Below are 14,079 nucleotides of genomic sequence, written 5' to 3' on the forward strand. Positions count from 1 at the left end.
CTCATTCCCTCAGTCAGTTGGACGCAGCCGTCTGGGCTTCCACCGGTCTGATCCGGTCCCCATCACGCACGAATGCCCCAGCTTTCTCGACAACCTTGTCTCCAGCGGCAAGACCGCTGACAATCTCGATAAAACCGCCGTCTTCGATGCCGGTCTCGATCTTTACCTGTTTGACGACGTCGCCTTCCACCTTGCGGGTGGTTGAACCTTCACGCCCGGAGGTGACGGCCGACAGCGGCAAGGCGAGCGCACTCGTCTCCTCGACGATGATCGCCGCGCTGGCATACATGCCGGATCGCGCCGGGCTACCTTCGGGCAACACCACATGCACGGAACCCAGGCGCGTGGTCGGATCGACGGTGGGCGACACGAGGCGCACCTTGCCCTCTATTTTCTCAGCTCCGCCGGCAACCGTCAAATAGGCTTTCTGGCCGGGTTTCACCTTGAGGATATCCGTCTCGGACAGATCGGCGACAAGTTCGATCGCGCCATCCTTGATGACGGTGAACAGCGGATCACCGGCGCCGCTGGCAATCGCGCCGACCTTGGCATTCTTGGCCGAAACAATACCGGCGACCGGGGTTTTCACGCCGGTGCGCGTCAATTTCAGGTCGATATCGGCAATCTGCGCATCCACAACCTTGATATCGGCTTCGCCGGCGGAAACGGCCTGGCGGGCGGCGTTCAGCTTGGCGGCGGCGACTTCCGCCTGCGCCTGGGTCTGCTCCACCTGTGACACGGAGCCGGAACCGCTCTGGCCGAGCTTTGCGGCGCGGTCACGCTGGCGGTTCGCGTCGTTGGCGCTCGCCTCCGCTTCCAGAACCTGTGCCTTGGCCTGCGCAACAGCGGCCTGTGCCTTGGCCTTATTGGCCTCAAGCTGGCTTTTCTGAAGGATCAGACTGTCCGATGAAAGGACCGCGAGAACCGCATTCGCTTCCACCCGGTCGCCGATATCGGCGTTCAGCGTGTCGATCGACAGACCGTCGACCAGCGGCTGGACGTAAATCTCGTCCACGGGGCGGATCGTGCCGGTGGCGATGATGCGGTCCACGAGATCGCGTTTTGCCGCATGCGCGACGATGATTGATGGCAGGTTCTGCTGTTTGGCCGGCGCCTGCGTCTCTCCCTCGGCGGCTGCTGAGAGGGGAAGCGCCGTTGCCGAAAGAAGAAGGAATACAAACCGGTTAAACGTGACTTTATGCTGCATGTGTCTTGGCTCGCGCAATATCCGATCGCATGTCCTGCAGCCCAAGGCGTGTCTTAAAAGGTCATGCGATAGCGAATGTGAAACAAGGGATCACAATACTTCCTTTTCGATCCTCCCGATTCAAACGCCCCTCAACGCGAATCTTAAGCACCTTTGCCCTGTGCTTATTTTACAAGATCAAAGTTGGCAGTCTTGTAGGCGGGACTGTAATTCCTGTTGCCGTGCAAATCAATCCGCATAGCCGCGATGGTTGATATACATTTTTGTATGGGGCTGGATATTGTAATTCGTCGAATGGGTTACCACTACGTGAGGCGGTCTGGAATTCTGAGAACGCCCAATACGCCGTCATCCTCGGGCTTGACCCGAGGATCCAAGCACATCACCACAATCAAAACGTCGGTAGATCCTCGGGTCAAGCCCGAGGATGACGGAGGAGAGGTTACCGTTCACCAAGATCGCGCGGTCATCGCCGCGCGATCTTATCTTCCCGCCCCAGACTATTTCAGCGCCGCGTCGGTAATCTCGGTCGTATAAGCACCCGAGGGCTCCTTGGTGATGACCGGATCGGAGCCGCCGCCGAGCAGGGTTTTTACCGTTCGCTCGTAGTCTGCCTTGTCGAGCGCGCCCTTGGAACCGGCGGTGAGTTTGGCAACCTCGCCCATCATCCGCTTCTGGTGTTTTTCCGTCTGCGCGCCGGAGGCGTCGTTTTCGAGAACGATATCGGCGGCGTCGTCAGGGTTTTCTTCGGCCCATTTCCAGCCTTTCATGGAGGCGCGGACGAATTTGACCATGTCCTCCTTGAACTTGGCGTCTTTCAGCTTGTCTTCGAGAACGTAAAGTCCGTCTTCCAGCGTCGCCACGCCTTCGTCTTCATATTTGAAGGTGACGAGTTCTTCCGGCTTGATGCCGGCGTCAATCACCTGCCAATATTCATTATACGTCATGGTGGAAATGCAGGCGGCCTGTTTCTGCAAAAGCGGATCGACGTTGAAACCCTGTTTCAGCACGGTAACGCCATCGGCGCCGCCGGTGGTCGGGATTTTCAGATGCGCCATCCAAGACAGGAACGGATATTCATTGCCGAAGAACCAGACGCCCAGCGTCTTGCCCTTGAAATCTTCAGGCTTGGTGATGCCGGTTTCCTTCAGGCAGGTCAGCATCATGCCCGACGATTTGAACGGCTGCGCGATATTGACCAGCGGCACGCCCTTTTCGCGGGTGGCGAGTGCTGATGGCATCCAGTCGACGATCACATCGGCCCCGCCGCCAGCCAGCACTTGCGCCGGTGCGATATCCGGGCCGCCCGGCTTGATATCGACATCGAGGCCTTCGGCTTCATAAAAGCCCTTGTCCTTGGCGACGTAATAACCGGCGAACTGCGCCTGGGTCACCCATTTCAGCTGCAGGGTGATCTTGTCGGCGGCCTCAGCCCCGAATGCGGTCAGAAGTGACGCGCCGGCAAGAAGCATGGATGCAAGTTTCATTTTCATCGCTGTTCCCTTTTTCGTTATTTACGTTCGTCCCCCACGGACGGACGGATGCCAGAAGGTGACGGCCCGCTCTGCGAGCGCCACAAGACCGTAAAAGCCCGAACCTGCGAGCGCCGCCACGGCAATCTCGGCCCAGACCATATCGACATTGCTGCGGCCCATTTCCGCCGAGATGCGGAACCCCATGCCAACGATGGGCGTGCCGAAGAATTCCGCGACGATGGCGCCGATCAGCGCCAGCGTTGAATTGATCTTCAGCGCGTTGAAGATGAAGGGCCAGGCGGCGGGCAGGCGCAGCTTTATCAGCGTCGGCCACCAGCCGGCGGCATAGGTGCGCATCAGGTCGCGTTCCATGTGGCTGGCGGCGGCAAGTCCCTGCACCGTGTTCACCAGCATCGGGAAGAAGATCATGATGACGACGACGGCGACTTTCGACTGCCAGTCGAAACCGAACCACATGACCATGATGGGTGCGATGCCGACGACCGGCAGGGCGGAGACGAAATTGCCGATGGGCAGAAGCCCGCGCTGGAGAAAGGGCGAGCGGTCGATGAGGATGGCGACGAGAAAGCCGAGGCCGCAGCCGAGCACATAACCCGTCAGCACCGATTTGAGGAAGGTCTGGCGGAAATCCGCCCAGAGGATCGGCAGCGAGCCGAGAAGGCGGGCGAGGATGGCGCTTGGGGCCGGCAGCAGGATGGGCGGAACGGAGAAGCCGCGCACGATGCCTTCCCAGAGAACCAGAAGGGCAAGGCCGAAGAGGAGGGGCACGGCGATGCGGCCGATGCGCTTTCCAGAGGTCGAGGTGAAATTGCGCCGCACCAGCCATTCGTTGAAGGCCCAGGCGGCAAGCCAGAACAGGATCGCGCCGATAAACCAGAAGGGGTTCGTCATGGCCGTGCTCCCATTCTCTTGAGGACGGCGGCGTGGGCAATGCCGATGATCGACACCAGCAACGCCGCCACACCGGCGGCCATGAACAGCGCCGCCCATATCTGCACCGTCTGGCCATAATAGGAGCCGGAGAGGAGCCGCGCGCCGAGGCCCGCTACCGCGCCCGTCGGCAGTTCCCCGACGATGGCGCCGACCAGCGCGATGGCAATGGCGATCTTCAGCGAGGTGAAAAGATAAGGCAGGGCGGAGGGCCAGCGCAGCTTCCAGAAGATCTGGGCCGGTGAGGCATTATAGGTGTGCATCAGGTCAAGCTGCAGCGTTTCGGGGCTTCTTAAGCCCTTCACCATGCCGACGACGATGGGGAAGAAGGATAGATAGGTGGAGATCAGCGCCTTCGGCAGCAGCCCGGAAATGCCGATGGAGTTCAGGACAACGATGATCATCGGCGCGATGGCGAGGATGGGGATCGTCTGGCTGGCGATGATCCACGGCATGACGGAGCGGTCCATGGCGCGGTTATGGATGATGGCGACCGCGAGGAGAATGCCCAGCACTGCGCCAATGGCGAAACCGAGCAGGGTGGCCGAAAGCGTGATGCCGGCGTGGTAGACGAGGCTGCGCTTGGAGGTGATGGCCTTGTTGACGGTCGTGTCCCAGAGTTCGGCGGCGATCTGGTGCGGGGCCGGGAGGACCGGGCGCTCCTGCGCGAAGGTTTGCGGCAGGAGTTCGAAGAAACCCGGCGTCTGCCCGGCGCGGGTGGCCTGGTCGCGGGCGAAGGGCATGTTGAGGTAGATGACGGCGAGGTGCCAGAGGATGAGGATGGCGGTGAGGATGGGAAGGACGCGGTGGCGGAGGAGGGTCATGGGGTTTTGCTCCGCCGATCATTCCGAGGGTGAGGCTTACCCCCCTCTGTCCTGCCGGACATCTCCCCCTCAAGGGGGGAGATCGACTCGTGGGTGGGTCTCGGCCATCTCACTGTTTGCGAATGGAATGGAGGTAGAGCCGCCTGCCTTCTTCTCCCCGAGGGGGAGAAGGTCGCGGCAGCGGGATGAGGGGGCAAGGGTAGCGGTAGGCCGCAACCTTGCCCCCTCATCCGACCCTTCGGGCCACCTTCTCCCCGGCGGGGAGAAGAAACGTGTGGCAACCTCCCGCCAAATGAGCCAATGCTGGCGCTGACCTCACCCCTCATAGCCATGCCCCGCCTTCAACCCCTCACGCACCCGATGGGCAATGGCCAGAAACTCCGGCGTCTCCCTGATCTCCAGCGGCCTTTCCCGCGGCAGCGTGGATGTAATCACATCAGTCACTCTCCCCGGCCGCGGCGACATGACGACGATTTTCGTCGAGAGATAGACCGCTTCGGGAATGGAATGGGTGACGAAACAGATGGTCTTGCCGGTCGTATACCAGAGGTTCAGCAGCTGTTCGTTCAGATGATCGCGAACGATTTCGTCCAGCGCGCCGAAAGGCTCGTCCATCAACAGCAGGTCGGCATCGAAGGCGAGTGCGCGGGCGATGGAGGCGCGCTGCTGCATGCCGCCGGAAAGCTGCCAGGGGTATTTCTTGCCGAAACCGGTGAGGTTGACGAGGTCCATCGTGCGGTCGATGCGCTCGCGCTGCTCGGCCTTGCTGTAACCCATGATTTCAAGCGGCAGGGCGATGTTCTTTTCGATGCTGCGCCAGGGATAAAGGGCGGCCGCCTGGAAGACGTAACCGTAGGACCGGTCCTTGCGGGCATTTTCCGGCGTCGTGCCGTTGACGGTGATCTCGCCGGATGTGTGTTTTTCAAGATCGGCGATGACCCGCAGAAACGTGGTCTTGCCGCAGCCGGAAGGGCCGATGAAGGAGACAAAATCGCCCTTTTTTACATCCAGATCGACATTGGATAGCGCGTGGACAGGTCCATCCCCCGTTTCGAAGGTGAGGCCCAGTTTTCTGGCGGAAACGACGGAATAGGAAGGGGCCTGGTTCATCTTTGCTGATTGTCGCTTTCCGTGAGCGCTGCGCGCGCCAGCGGCAGCATCTGGGTTTCCGTCAGTCTGGCGATGGTCACGCCGGGGTTGCGGTCGAGATCAAGCCAGCGCACTTCCTCGATTTCCGCCTGCGGCATGACCTCGGCTTGAAGTCTGGCGGTGAAGGCATGGGCGACGACATCGGCGCCCGGTTCATTGGCGGCTTCCTCGCGAAAGATGCCCTCATAACGAACGGCATGTTCGGGCAGCGTCAGGCCGATTTCCTCGGCCAGTTCGCGGTGCAGCGCCTGCTCCGGCGTTTCGCCCGGATCGATCTTGCCGCCCGGTTGCATGAACTGCGTGGTGCCGCGCTTGCGCACCACGAGCATCTGCCGCTTCTCGTTGAGCAAGATGGCGGCAGCGATGAGGATTTCGCGTTTCGGCTCGCCCATGATCACACGCCCGATGCCGGAATGCCCGTGCGTTCCACTTTGCGCGGCGAGACGAGTTCTTTCCAGGTGGAAAGCGCTTGGCTGACGGCCGGATAGGGATCGCGGGCGATGAACCGGCCATGGCCGGCCTGTGTCTCGAGGGTGCCTTCCTCGACGCTCACCAGCCCCCGCGAGAGCGTGTAGCGCGGCAGGCCTTTTACCCTGTGTCCTTCGAACACGTTGTAGTCGATGGCCGATTGCTGGCTTGCGGCGCTGATGGTCTTTGTGAGCGCCGGATCCCAGACGACGATATCGGCATCGCTGCCAACGAGGATCGCGCCTTTTCTCGGGTAGATGTTGAGGATTTTCGCAATATTGGTGGAGGTGACGGCGACAAATTCGTTCATCGTCAACCGGCCGGTCGCCACGCCATGGGTCCACAGCAGCGGCATGCGATCTTCCAGCCCGCCGGTGCCGTTCGGTATCTTGCGGAAATCGCCGAGGCCGAAGCGTTTCTGCTCGGTCGTGAAGGCGCAATGGTCGGTCGCCACACATTGCAGCGAACCGGAGGCGAGACCGGCCCAGAGGCTGTCCTGATGCTGGCGATTGCGGAAGGGCGGCGACATCACCCGGCGGGCGGCGTGATCCCAATCGGGATTGGTATATTCGCTTTCATCGAGGATCAGGTGCTGGATCAGCGGTTCGCCATAGACCCGCATGCCGCTCTGGCGGGCGCGGCGGATGGCTTCATGGGCCTGCTCACAGGAGGTGTGGACGACATAAAGCGGAGCGCCGGCCATATCGGCGATGATGATGGCGCGGTTGGTGGCTTCGCCTTCCACCGAGGGAGGGCGGGAATAGGCATGTGCCTCCGGCCCGACATTGCCTTCCGCCATCAGTTTTTCCTGCATCTGCGCGACGATATCGCCGTTTTCCGCATGCACGAAGGGAATGGCGCCGAGTTCCGCGCAGCGCGAGAAGGAGGCGAACATCTCGTCGTCATTCACCATCAGCGCGCCCTTATAGGCCATGAAGTGCTTGAACGAGTTGATGCCTTTTTCCTGAACCACCGTCTTCATCTCATCGAAGACCTGCTCGCCCCACCAGGTGACGGCCATGTGGAAGGAATAATCGCAATTGGCACGCGCTGCCTTGTTGTCCCAGCGTTGCAGGGCATCGAGAAGCGATTGCCCCGGCTCCGGCAGGCAGAAATCCACCACCATGGTCGTGCCGCCGGCCAGCGCTGCCCGCGTGCCGCTCTCGAAATCATCGGCGGAATAGGTGCCCATGAAGGGCATTTCCAGATGCACATGCGGATCGATGCCGCCGGGCATGACATAACATCCGGTGGCATCGAGGATGGTGCCGCCGGTGAGATCGGGTCCGATCTCGGTAATTTTGCCGTCTTCTATCTTCACATCGGCCTTGTAGGTGAGGTCGGCGGTGACGACGGTGCCGTTCTTGATGATGGTGGCGGTCATTGTGGCGTGTTCCCGGTGACGAGGGCTGGCGAATAACGGTCGGTATGATCGGGCAGGAAAGTCTCGGCGTTCAGGACGGCGAGGATGGTGGTGAGCGTGGAGGAGAGATCTTCGAAAACTTCGTGGTTCCAGAACCGGAGCACGGTATAGCCCTGCCCGTTTAACCAGAGCGTCCGTTGCCGGTCGTGGGGGGAAGAGGCGTGCTGCGATCCGTCAAGTTCGACGATCAACATTTTCTCGCGGCAGACGAAATCGGCGATGTAAGCGCCAAGCGGGACTTGCCGGCTGAACTTGAAGCCGTTTAGCCGCCGGCCTTTGAGTTCATACCAGAGGCGGTATTCGGCGTCGGTCTCGTCGCGGCGGAGTTTTCGGGCTTGCGTGGTTTTGCCAGGTTGGCGTTTTGCTGCTTTTTTGCCCGTGTGGTCCACCATGAGCCTTGCCCCCTCATCCGGCCCTTCGGGCCACCTTCTCCCCGGCGGGGAGAAGAAATGGGAGGCACCGTCGCAGATTTTCATGACGCCGGTGGTAGAGTCGGGGGTGTTGCCGCGTGTTTCTTCTCCCCGCCGGGGAGAAGGTGGCCCGAAGGGCCGGATGAGGGGGCTTGGCCTCGTGGGCACGATCATTCCACGATCTCCGCAGTCTCCAGCACCGCATGCAGCAGCACATCGCAGCCAGCCTTTGCCCATTCCGGCGAAATCTCTTCCGCTTCGTTGTGCGAAAGCCCGTCCACGCAGGGGCAGAAGATCATGGTGGAAGGGGCGACCCGTGCGGTCCAGCAGGCATCGTGGCCGGCGCCGGAGATGATGTCCATGTGGCTATAACCCAGTTTTTCGGCGGCATTGCGCACGCGGCCCACCAGCACCGGATCGAAGGTGACGGGATCGAAATGGCCGATGGCCTCGATCGAGCAGCCGACGCCGAGTTCTTCGGCGATAGCGGGCACCTCGCGTTCGAAGATGGCCCGCATGTTGTCGAGCTTCGCCTGCGAGGGGGTTCTAAGGTCGATGGTGAAAACCACCTTGCCGGGCAGGACATTGCGGGAATTGGGCGTGAAGATCATCTGGCCGACGCCGGCCACGGCGCCGGGCTGGTGGGCCATTGCCACTTCCTGCACTTTTTCAAGAATGCGGGCGGCGGCTAGACCGGCATTGACGCGCATGGCCATCGGCGTCGAGCCGGTATGGGCTTCCTTGCCGGTCAGCGTCACTTCCAGCCACCACAGGCCCTGGCAATGGGTGACGACGCCGATCTGTTTTCCTTCCGCCTCCAGGATCGGCCCCTGCTCGATGTGATATTCGAAATAGGCGTGCATCTTGCGCGCGCCGACCTCTTCCTCACCCAGCCAGCCGATGCGCTGCAGCTCCTCGCCATAGGTCTTGCCGTCGGTATCGGTGCGGCTATAGGCGTAATCGAGATCGTGAATGCCAGCGAAGACGCCGGAAGCCAGCATGGCGGGCGCGAAGCGCGCGCCTTCTTCATTCGACCAGTTGGTGACGGTGATCGGGTGTCTGGTTTTGATATTGAGGTCGTTCAGGCTACGCACCACTTCCAGCCCGGCCAGCACGCCAAGCACGCCGTCGTACTTGCCGCCGGTCGGCTGGGTGTCGAGATGGCTGCCGATATAGACCGGCAACGCGTCCGGGTCTTCGCCGGGGCGGGTGGCGAACATGGTGCCCATGCGGTCGACGCCCATCGTCATACCCGCCGCCTCGCACCAGCGCTGAAACAGGCGGCGGCCTTCCGCATCCTCATCCGTCAGTGTGCGGCGATTATTGCCGCCGGCGATGCCGGGGCCAATCTTCGCCATGTCCATCAGACTGTCCCACAGACGGTCGCCATTGACCGTCAAGTTCTTACCCGCCGTCATGCAGTGTCGTCCTCACCTGTTTTGTTTTTATCAAAGCAAAGCTTGTGCCGTTCCCTTTTTTGCCGGTTAAGATAACAGCCATTGCCTTGTGGCGGCGATGGTGGATAAATTGACCGGCTGGTAAACATTGCAAATTCGCACTGGCGTCAGCAAGGGATTTTGTGACGAATCGCAGTAATTTTGCCTAAGCTATGAACGGCGATTATTTTTTAAGCATACTGTAGCGGCAATTGCATTGAAAAGAAACAGAGAGCTGAGAATGGCCATACCGCGCGCAGCGAAAACACAGAAGCGGACCCGCATTCAGGAGGAAAAGCAGGAAGCGATTCTTGAAGCTGCGCTCAGTGTTTTTTCCACGAATGGGTTCCGCGGCTCCACCATCGACCAGATTGCCGAGGCGGCCGGCATGTCCAAGCCGAACGTGCTTTATTATTTCCGCACCAAGGAGGCGATGCATCGCGCGCTGATCGAGCGAGTGCTGGATACATGGCTCGACCCGCTGCGCGCCTTTGACGCCGAGGGTAATCCCGAAAGCGAAATCCGCTCCTACATTCGCCGCAAGCTGGAAATGTCGCGGGATTTTCCGCGTGAAAGCCGCCTGTTCGCCAATGAAATCCTGCAGGGCGCGCCCCATATCGAGGACGAACTGAAAGGCCCGCTGAAACAGCTGGTGGATGAGAAGGCAGAAGTGATCCGCGCCTGGGTGAAGGCCGGGCGGATGGCCAAATGCGACCCCTACCACCTCATTTTCTCTATCTGGTCGACCACTCAGCACTATGCCGATTTCGATGTGCAGGTGCGGGCGGTGCTGGGGGACAGACACGGTGGCGACGGGCGTTTCGAAGATGCGGCCCGCCATCTCGAGCAGCTTTTCATGGGCGGATTACGGATAACCGGCTGAGCATCGCCGGATTTTCAGCGCCTGAGCGTGCTGCGAAAAACATGATGAAAATTATCACCTTTATACTTTACTCCAAAACTCATCTTTATTATGGTGCCGGCATCCCGAATGTCGGGGCCCAATATCGGGGTATCAAAAACCAACCGGCAGGTGAGGGAATGGCACGCAAGGAAAAGAAGAAGGCCGAACGTGGCGGCAAGCAGGGCAAGGGCGAGCCGCAGACTGAAAAGGTGGCGGCCGAAGAGCAGCTCTCGGGTCCGAAAAGCTTTCTTTATGTCGGCGGCCGTGACTGTCAGGTTGCCCATCTTCGCCAGATCGCCAGCAATTTCGGCGCGGAGCTCATTCATCACGACGGCGGCCTGCGTGAAGCCGTCTCCCGCATCGATACCGTTCTTCCCTCCGTCGACTGCGTTTTCTGCCCGATCGACTGTATCAGCCACGATGCGTGTCTGCGGGTGAAGTCCGGTTGCAAGAAATTCGGCAAGACGTTCATTCCGCTGCGCAATGGCAGCAAATCCAGTCTGGAGCGGGCGCTGCAGACGATGAATGAACGGACCCCCAACGATGAGCGACGAGCGCAATAATTTTAAGGGCGAAGAGCCGACGGCAGACGAGGCCTGCCGCGTGGAACTGCACAAGATGGCCGAACAGGCTGCCGATCCGGCCCTGACGGAAATCTATGAAATGGTCGGCGAACGCCAAAGGCGCAACCGCGCCGCGACCGCCGTCGGCAATGTGGCGATCTTTCCCCATCTGCGCACCCGCCAGCCCGGCGAAGCACCACCCTTTGCACTCGGCGAGGCGGCGAAAAAGGGCCGCAACATCCTGCCGTTTCGCTGGACGCGGCGGCGTTAAGGCCGATCAGCCTTTCGGCTTCAGAAACGCACCGGCGCAGAGCACCAGCCATCCCGCGATCATTCCGAGGCCACCCAGGGGGGCCGCGTAGGCAAACAGGCTGTGGCCTGAAAAATGTCTGGTGACGAGATCACCAACAAAGACCGCCGTGCCGAGGCCGAGGATCAGGCCCGCCGGAATGGCGGTTCTGATGCGGTTAGCGCCAATATTGAGCGCCACCAGCACCGGCGCATGCGCCAGCGCCATGGCCGAGGCATTGCCCAGCATATAGGTTTCACCGGTATGGGTCGCGGCGGCGGCAAGCATGACGCCGGCAGCACCCAGGAGGCTACCAAGCAGCAGAATGAAGGCGCGCAGTCTCTCGTGGGTCATGGCTTATCCGCTTCCTGGTTCTGCATGTGAAAGGCCAGCCGCTCCACCGGCGCCCAGATGATCTCGCGCAGCTTCGCATTTTCTATCGTCTCATCCATGGCGCGGCGGAAGCACAGCAGCCATTCATCCCGCTCGGCGGGGCCGATAGGGGCGACGAAATGGCGACGGCGCAACATCGGGTGGCCGTGTTTTTCGACATAGACGGGCGGTCCGCCAAGATATCCGGTCAGGTAGTCGTAAAACTTCGCCTCGCTGCCGGAAAGATCGACAGGATGGATGGCGCGGCAGCGTGCGGCCTCGGGCAGGGTATCCATCAATTCATAAAAACGCCGGGTGAGCGCCCTGACGGTCGCATCGCCACCGATCGCTTCGTAAAGGGTAACGGTCTCGCCGCTCATCGTCGCCTCCTTGGACCCTGCGGTCCTTATCGCTTTCCGGGCCAGCGAGTGCAACAGGGAAAGACGGGATGCGACATTTGGGACATCGTGCCCATAAAACGTCAGTTGTCAGGCCCGACGGATTGTTGAATAGCTTGGACGGCTATTTTGAGTGGTGCGACATGTTCGGTCACCACCGCCCAGATCACATCATCCGCGACTTTGTGGTATTCATGTCGTAGAATATTGCCGATCCCGTGAATCTGTTTCCACGGAATTTCAGGCGCAACGTCCCGCAATAATTCCGCCGGGATGTGCCGTGATGCCTCGGAAATGATCTCCAAAGCGCGCTGTACGGCGAGCTTGAGGAGCCAGTTCTGCTAGAAGTCGTCCAGTGATAGTCCGGCGGTGTGCGTTTCGATGCCTTGGATCGCGTCCAGCATTTCGCTGAGAACCGGCCAGATCCTCCGTTTTATCATCAGAATATCCGCACTGCGGATTGCTCGATGTCGGCGCGGAGCAGCGGGTGGAGGCTGTCGCGGGTGGTCACGTCCACCTCCATCGCCAGTTCGTCTTCCAGAAACTGCTTGATGCCGACGAGATCGATCAGCGAAAAGCGGCCGTCCTGATCGTAATCGATGAAGACATCCAGATCGCTTGCGGTCAGTGCTTCATCGCGGGCGGTCGATCCAAAAACATAAAGCGATGTCGCGCCCATGCTTTTCATGGCATGGGCGTGCATTTTGAGTTTCCTGATGGCCTCTGCTCTCTTCATGCGGCAAGCTTACACCATCGTGCAGGTGGCATCCAGACTCAGCCAAAATTACGGATGAGATCGAGCCCCTTTTTCAGAAGCGTTTCGGCCTCATCCTGATTGGCGGCTTCGACGTAGCAGCGCATTTCCGGGGCGTTGCCGGAAGGGCGGAAATGAATGGTGCTGCCATCGGTGAGCGCCACGCGCAGGCCGTCGATGTCGCTCAGCGCCTTTACCGTGCCGACCGGGGCGAGGAAGGTTTCGAGATTGTCGCGGGAGGCGCGCAGATGTGTCATCAGCGCGGCGCTCTTTTCCTGGGCGAAATTTTCCAGGCGGTCGGCGGCGGCGACCGGCAGGTTGTAGGCGGCGGCGATCTGCGACAGCGGCATTTTCTGTTCCGCCGAGAGAAGCAGCACGGCGAGAACCGGCAGGAAGCTGTCACGCGTCGGCAGAGGCGAAAGCGGCCTGCCGTTGAGCGTGAAGGCGGAGGCCGTCAGCAGGCCGCCATTGGCCTCGAAGCCCATGACGCCGTTCTTGCCGGCGGCGAGCGCCTCAGCCATGCCCGCGATCACGAAGGGGGAGCCGACCTTGGTGCGGACGACGTCGAACGAACCGTTGGCCTCGATACCCGAATTGGAGGTGACGGGGGTAACGACCACGCCGGCGCCGAGGAAATTTGCGGTGATCAGGCCGATAAGGTCGCCGCGCAGCGGCATGCCGTTTTCATCGGTCAGCAGGGGGCGGTCGCCGTCGCCATCGGCGGAAACGATGGCGTCGAGACCGTGCTCCGGCGACCATTTTTTGAGAAGGGCCAGCGTTTCCGGGGAGACTGCTTCAGTATCGACGGGGATGAAGGTTTCGGAGCGGCCGAGCGGAACGACCTCCGCCCCATAATGGGCAAGCACGTCGACAAAGAGATCGCGCGCCACCGTGCTGTGCTGGTAAACACCGATCCTGAGGCCGGACAGCGCCTTTTCCGGCAGCAACGCGATGTTGCGCTCGTAGAAAAGTTCGGCTGCGGTGGCGGAATGGTCTTCGGCGGTCGCCGCCTCGGCGCTTATGCCTTCGGCTTCGATTTCGGCGGCAAGAGCGGCAATCGCCGTCTCGTCCTGCTTGTCGATTTCGCCGTCCGGGCGGTAGAACTTGATGCCGTTGCGGTCGGCCGGGATATGCGAACCGGTGATCATCAGCGCGCCGGCCTTCAGCGACAGGCCGTAAAGCGCCAGCGCCGGTGTCGGCACGGCGCCGCAATCGAACGGGGTCAGGCCGGCTTTTTTGAGCGCGGCGATGCAGGTGGCGGAAACTTCCGGGCTCGAATCGCGGAAATCGCGGCCGACGAGAATGGGGTCGCCCGCCTTTGCCTGGCCCGATATGAGAAGGTGTTTTGCAAATGCCGTGGCATAGACGGCCGAGGCTTTTCCTTTCAGATCGACGGAGAGGCCGCGAAGGCCGCTCGTTCCAAATTTCAGGCTCATGCCAAACTCCGTTTCGATAA

Annotated in this window: 15 protein-coding genes and 2 pseudogenes; 3 read left to right on the forward strand and 14 right to left on the reverse strand. The window is 60.8% G+C overall.

All coding sequences use genetic code 11. The features are described 5' to 3' along the window. Positions 1-13: 13 nt before the first annotated feature. The 9 genes from BS627_RS00940 to BS627_RS00990 form a co-directional block, all read right to left on the reverse strand. The gene (locus BS627_RS00940; RefSeq protein WP_077981441.1) at positions 14-1,207 is read right to left on the reverse strand and encodes an efflux RND transporter periplasmic adaptor subunit; all 1,194 of its coding nucleotides are present in this window, start codon (positions 1,205-1,207) and stop codon (positions 14-16) included. A 500-nt stretch (positions 1,208-1,707) separates the two neighbouring features. Then, entirely contained in the window at positions 1,708-2,700 is a 993-nt protein-coding gene (locus BS627_RS00945) for an ABC transporter substrate-binding protein (RefSeq protein ID WP_077981442.1), read from the reverse strand. A 21-nt stretch (positions 2,701-2,721) separates the two neighbouring features. Next, positions 2,722-3,594 carry an ABC transporter permease gene (locus BS627_RS00950; protein WP_077981443.1) on the reverse strand — a complete coding sequence of 291 codons (873 nt, stop codon included), beginning with the start codon at positions 3,592-3,594 and terminating at the stop codon, positions 2,722-2,724. Then, positions 3,591-4,457 carry an ABC transporter permease gene (locus BS627_RS00955; protein WP_077981444.1) on the reverse strand — a complete coding sequence of 289 codons (867 nt, stop codon included), beginning with the start codon at positions 4,455-4,457 and terminating at the stop codon, positions 3,591-3,593. The genes BS627_RS00950 and BS627_RS00955 overlap by 4 nt, the downstream gene beginning before the upstream one ends. Before the next feature lie 315 nt (positions 4,458-4,772). Beyond that, positions 4,773-5,567 carry an ABC transporter ATP-binding protein gene (locus tag BS627_RS00965; RefSeq protein ID WP_077981445.1) on the reverse strand — a complete coding sequence of 265 codons (795 nt, stop codon included), beginning with the start codon at positions 5,565-5,567 and terminating at the stop codon, positions 4,773-4,775. Next, positions 5,564-5,998 carry an NUDIX hydrolase gene (locus BS627_RS00970; RefSeq protein WP_077981446.1) on the reverse strand — a complete coding sequence of 145 codons (435 nt, stop codon included), beginning with the start codon at positions 5,996-5,998 and terminating at the stop codon, positions 5,564-5,566. Before BS627_RS00970 ends, BS627_RS00965 begins: the two co-directional genes overlap by 4 nt. A 2-nt stretch (positions 5,999-6,000) precedes the next feature. Beyond that, positions 6,001-7,458: a dihydropyrimidinase gene (gene hydA / locus BS627_RS00975; protein WP_077981447.1), complete on the reverse strand. Its 1,458-nt coding sequence runs from the start codon at positions 7,456-7,458 to the stop codon at positions 6,001-6,003. Then, positions 7,455-8,081, reverse strand: coding sequence for an endonuclease domain-containing protein (locus BS627_RS00980; protein ID WP_245306958.1), 627 nt, complete (start codon positions 8,079-8,081; stop codon positions 7,455-7,457). The genes hydA and BS627_RS00980 overlap by 4 nt, the downstream gene beginning before the upstream one ends. After that, positions 8,078-9,325 (reverse strand): Zn-dependent hydrolase, encoded by a 1,248-nt coding sequence (locus BS627_RS00990; protein ID WP_089153200.1) that lies wholly within the window; start codon positions 9,323-9,325, stop codon positions 8,078-8,080. Before BS627_RS00990 ends, BS627_RS00980 begins: the two co-directional genes overlap by 4 nt. A gap of 259 nt (positions 9,326-9,584) precedes the next feature. On the opposite strand from BS627_RS00990, the gene rutR reads away from it, so the two are divergent. From rutR to BS627_RS01005, 3 genes and pseudogenes are all read left to right on the forward strand, one after another. Next, positions 9,585-10,226, forward strand: a complete 642-nt coding sequence (gene rutR / locus BS627_RS00995; protein ID WP_077981450.1) for an HTH-type transcriptional regulator RutR — start codon at positions 9,585-9,587, stop codon at positions 10,224-10,226. A 260-nt stretch (positions 10,227-10,486) separates the two neighbouring features. After that, positions 10,487-10,810, forward strand: a pseudogene (locus tag BS627_RS01000) (DUF2325 domain-containing protein); the annotation flags it as partial. Then, a complete protein-coding gene (locus BS627_RS01005; RefSeq protein ID WP_077981451.1) occupies positions 10,791-11,081 on the forward strand; it encodes a hypothetical protein in 291 nt (96 codons plus the stop codon). The pseudogene BS627_RS01000 and the gene BS627_RS01005, both read left to right, overlap by 20 nt. A 6-nt stretch (positions 11,082-11,087) precedes the next feature. Here BS627_RS01005 and BS627_RS01010 read toward each other — a convergent pair whose 3' ends face one another. The 5 genes and pseudogenes from BS627_RS01010 to uppO form a co-directional block, all read right to left on the reverse strand. Further along, positions 11,088-11,453, reverse strand: a complete 366-nt coding sequence (locus tag BS627_RS01010; RefSeq protein ID WP_077981452.1) for a DUF423 domain-containing protein — start codon at positions 11,451-11,453, stop codon at positions 11,088-11,090. Continuing rightward, positions 11,450-11,851, reverse strand: a complete 402-nt coding sequence (locus BS627_RS01015; protein ID WP_077981613.1) for a globin domain-containing protein — start codon at positions 11,849-11,851, stop codon at positions 11,450-11,452. The genes BS627_RS01010 and BS627_RS01015 overlap by 4 nt, the downstream gene beginning before the upstream one ends. A gap of 101 nt (positions 11,852-11,952) precedes the next feature. Beyond that, positions 11,953-12,198: pseudogene (locus BS627_RS01020) on the reverse strand (HepT-like ribonuclease domain-containing protein); the annotation flags it as partial. A gap of 110 nt (positions 12,199-12,308) precedes the next feature. After that, positions 12,309-12,605 (reverse strand): nucleotidyltransferase family protein, encoded by a 297-nt coding sequence (locus BS627_RS01025; RefSeq protein WP_077981453.1) that lies wholly within the window; start codon positions 12,603-12,605, stop codon positions 12,309-12,311. Positions 12,606-12,643: 38 nt separating this feature from the next. Further along, a complete protein-coding gene (gene uppO / locus BS627_RS01030) occupies positions 12,644-14,059 on the reverse strand; it encodes a polysaccharide biosynthesis phosphomannomutase UppO (protein WP_077981614.1) in 1,416 nt (471 codons plus the stop codon). Positions 14,060-14,079 lie beyond the last annotated feature (20 nt).

Source organism: Agrobacterium salinitolerans (assembly GCF_002008225.1).
In the GTDB taxonomy this organism is placed as follows: Bacteria; Pseudomonadota; Alphaproteobacteria; order Rhizobiales; family Rhizobiaceae; genus Agrobacterium; species Agrobacterium salinitolerans.

What these genes read in the sequence shown, in the direction of transcription:
- BS627_RS00950 (WP_077981443.1), bottom strand. Translation starts at nt 3,594, where the DNA reads ATGACGAACCCCTTCTGGTTTATCGGCGCGATCCTGTTCTGGCTTGCC.
- uppO (WP_077981614.1), bottom strand. Translation starts at nt 14,059, where the DNA reads ATGAGCCTGAAATTTGGAACGAGCGGCCTTCGCGGCCTCTCCGTCGAT.
- BS627_RS01025 (WP_077981453.1), bottom strand. Translation starts at nt 12,605, where the DNA reads ATGAAGAGAGCAGAGGCCATCAGGAAACTCAAAATGCACGCCCATGCC.
- BS627_RS00955 (WP_077981444.1), bottom strand. Translation starts at nt 4,457, where the DNA reads ATGACCCTCCTCCGCCACCGCGTCCTTCCCATCCTCACCGCCATCCTC.
- rutR (WP_077981450.1), top strand. Translation starts at nt 9,585, where the DNA reads ATGGCCATACCGCGCGCAGCGAAAACACAGAAGCGGACCCGCATTCAG.
- BS627_RS01010 (WP_077981452.1), bottom strand. Translation starts at nt 11,453, where the DNA reads ATGACCCACGAGAGACTGCGCGCCTTCATTCTGCTGCTTGGTAGCCTC.
- BS627_RS01015 (WP_077981613.1), bottom strand. Translation starts at nt 11,851, where the DNA reads ATGAGCGGCGAGACCGTTACCCTTTACGAAGCGATCGGTGGCGATGCG.
- BS627_RS00945 (WP_077981442.1), bottom strand. Translation starts at nt 2,700, where the DNA reads ATGAAAATGAAACTTGCATCCATGCTTCTTGCCGGCGCGTCACTTCTG.
- BS627_RS01005 (WP_077981451.1), top strand. Translation starts at nt 10,791, where the DNA reads ATGAGCGACGAGCGCAATAATTTTAAGGGCGAAGAGCCGACGGCAGAC.
- BS627_RS00990 (WP_089153200.1), bottom strand. Translation starts at nt 9,325, where the DNA reads ATGACGGCGGGTAAGAACTTGACGGTCAATGGCGACCGTCTGTGGGAC.
- BS627_RS00940 (WP_077981441.1), bottom strand. Translation starts at nt 1,207, where the DNA reads ATGCAGCATAAAGTCACGTTTAACCGGTTTGTATTCCTTCTTCTTTCG.
- BS627_RS00980 (WP_245306958.1), bottom strand. Translation starts at nt 8,081, where the DNA reads ATGATCGTGCCCACGAGGCCAAGCCCCCTCATCCGGCCCTTCGGGCCA.
- BS627_RS00970 (WP_077981446.1), bottom strand. Translation starts at nt 5,998, where the DNA reads ATGGGCGAGCCGAAACGCGAAATCCTCATCGCTGCCGCCATCTTGCTC.
- hydA (WP_077981447.1), bottom strand. Translation starts at nt 7,458, where the DNA reads ATGACCGCCACCATCATCAAGAACGGCACCGTCGTCACCGCCGACCTC.
- BS627_RS00965 (WP_077981445.1), bottom strand. Translation starts at nt 5,567, where the DNA reads ATGAACCAGGCCCCTTCCTATTCCGTCGTTTCCGCCAGAAAACTGGGC.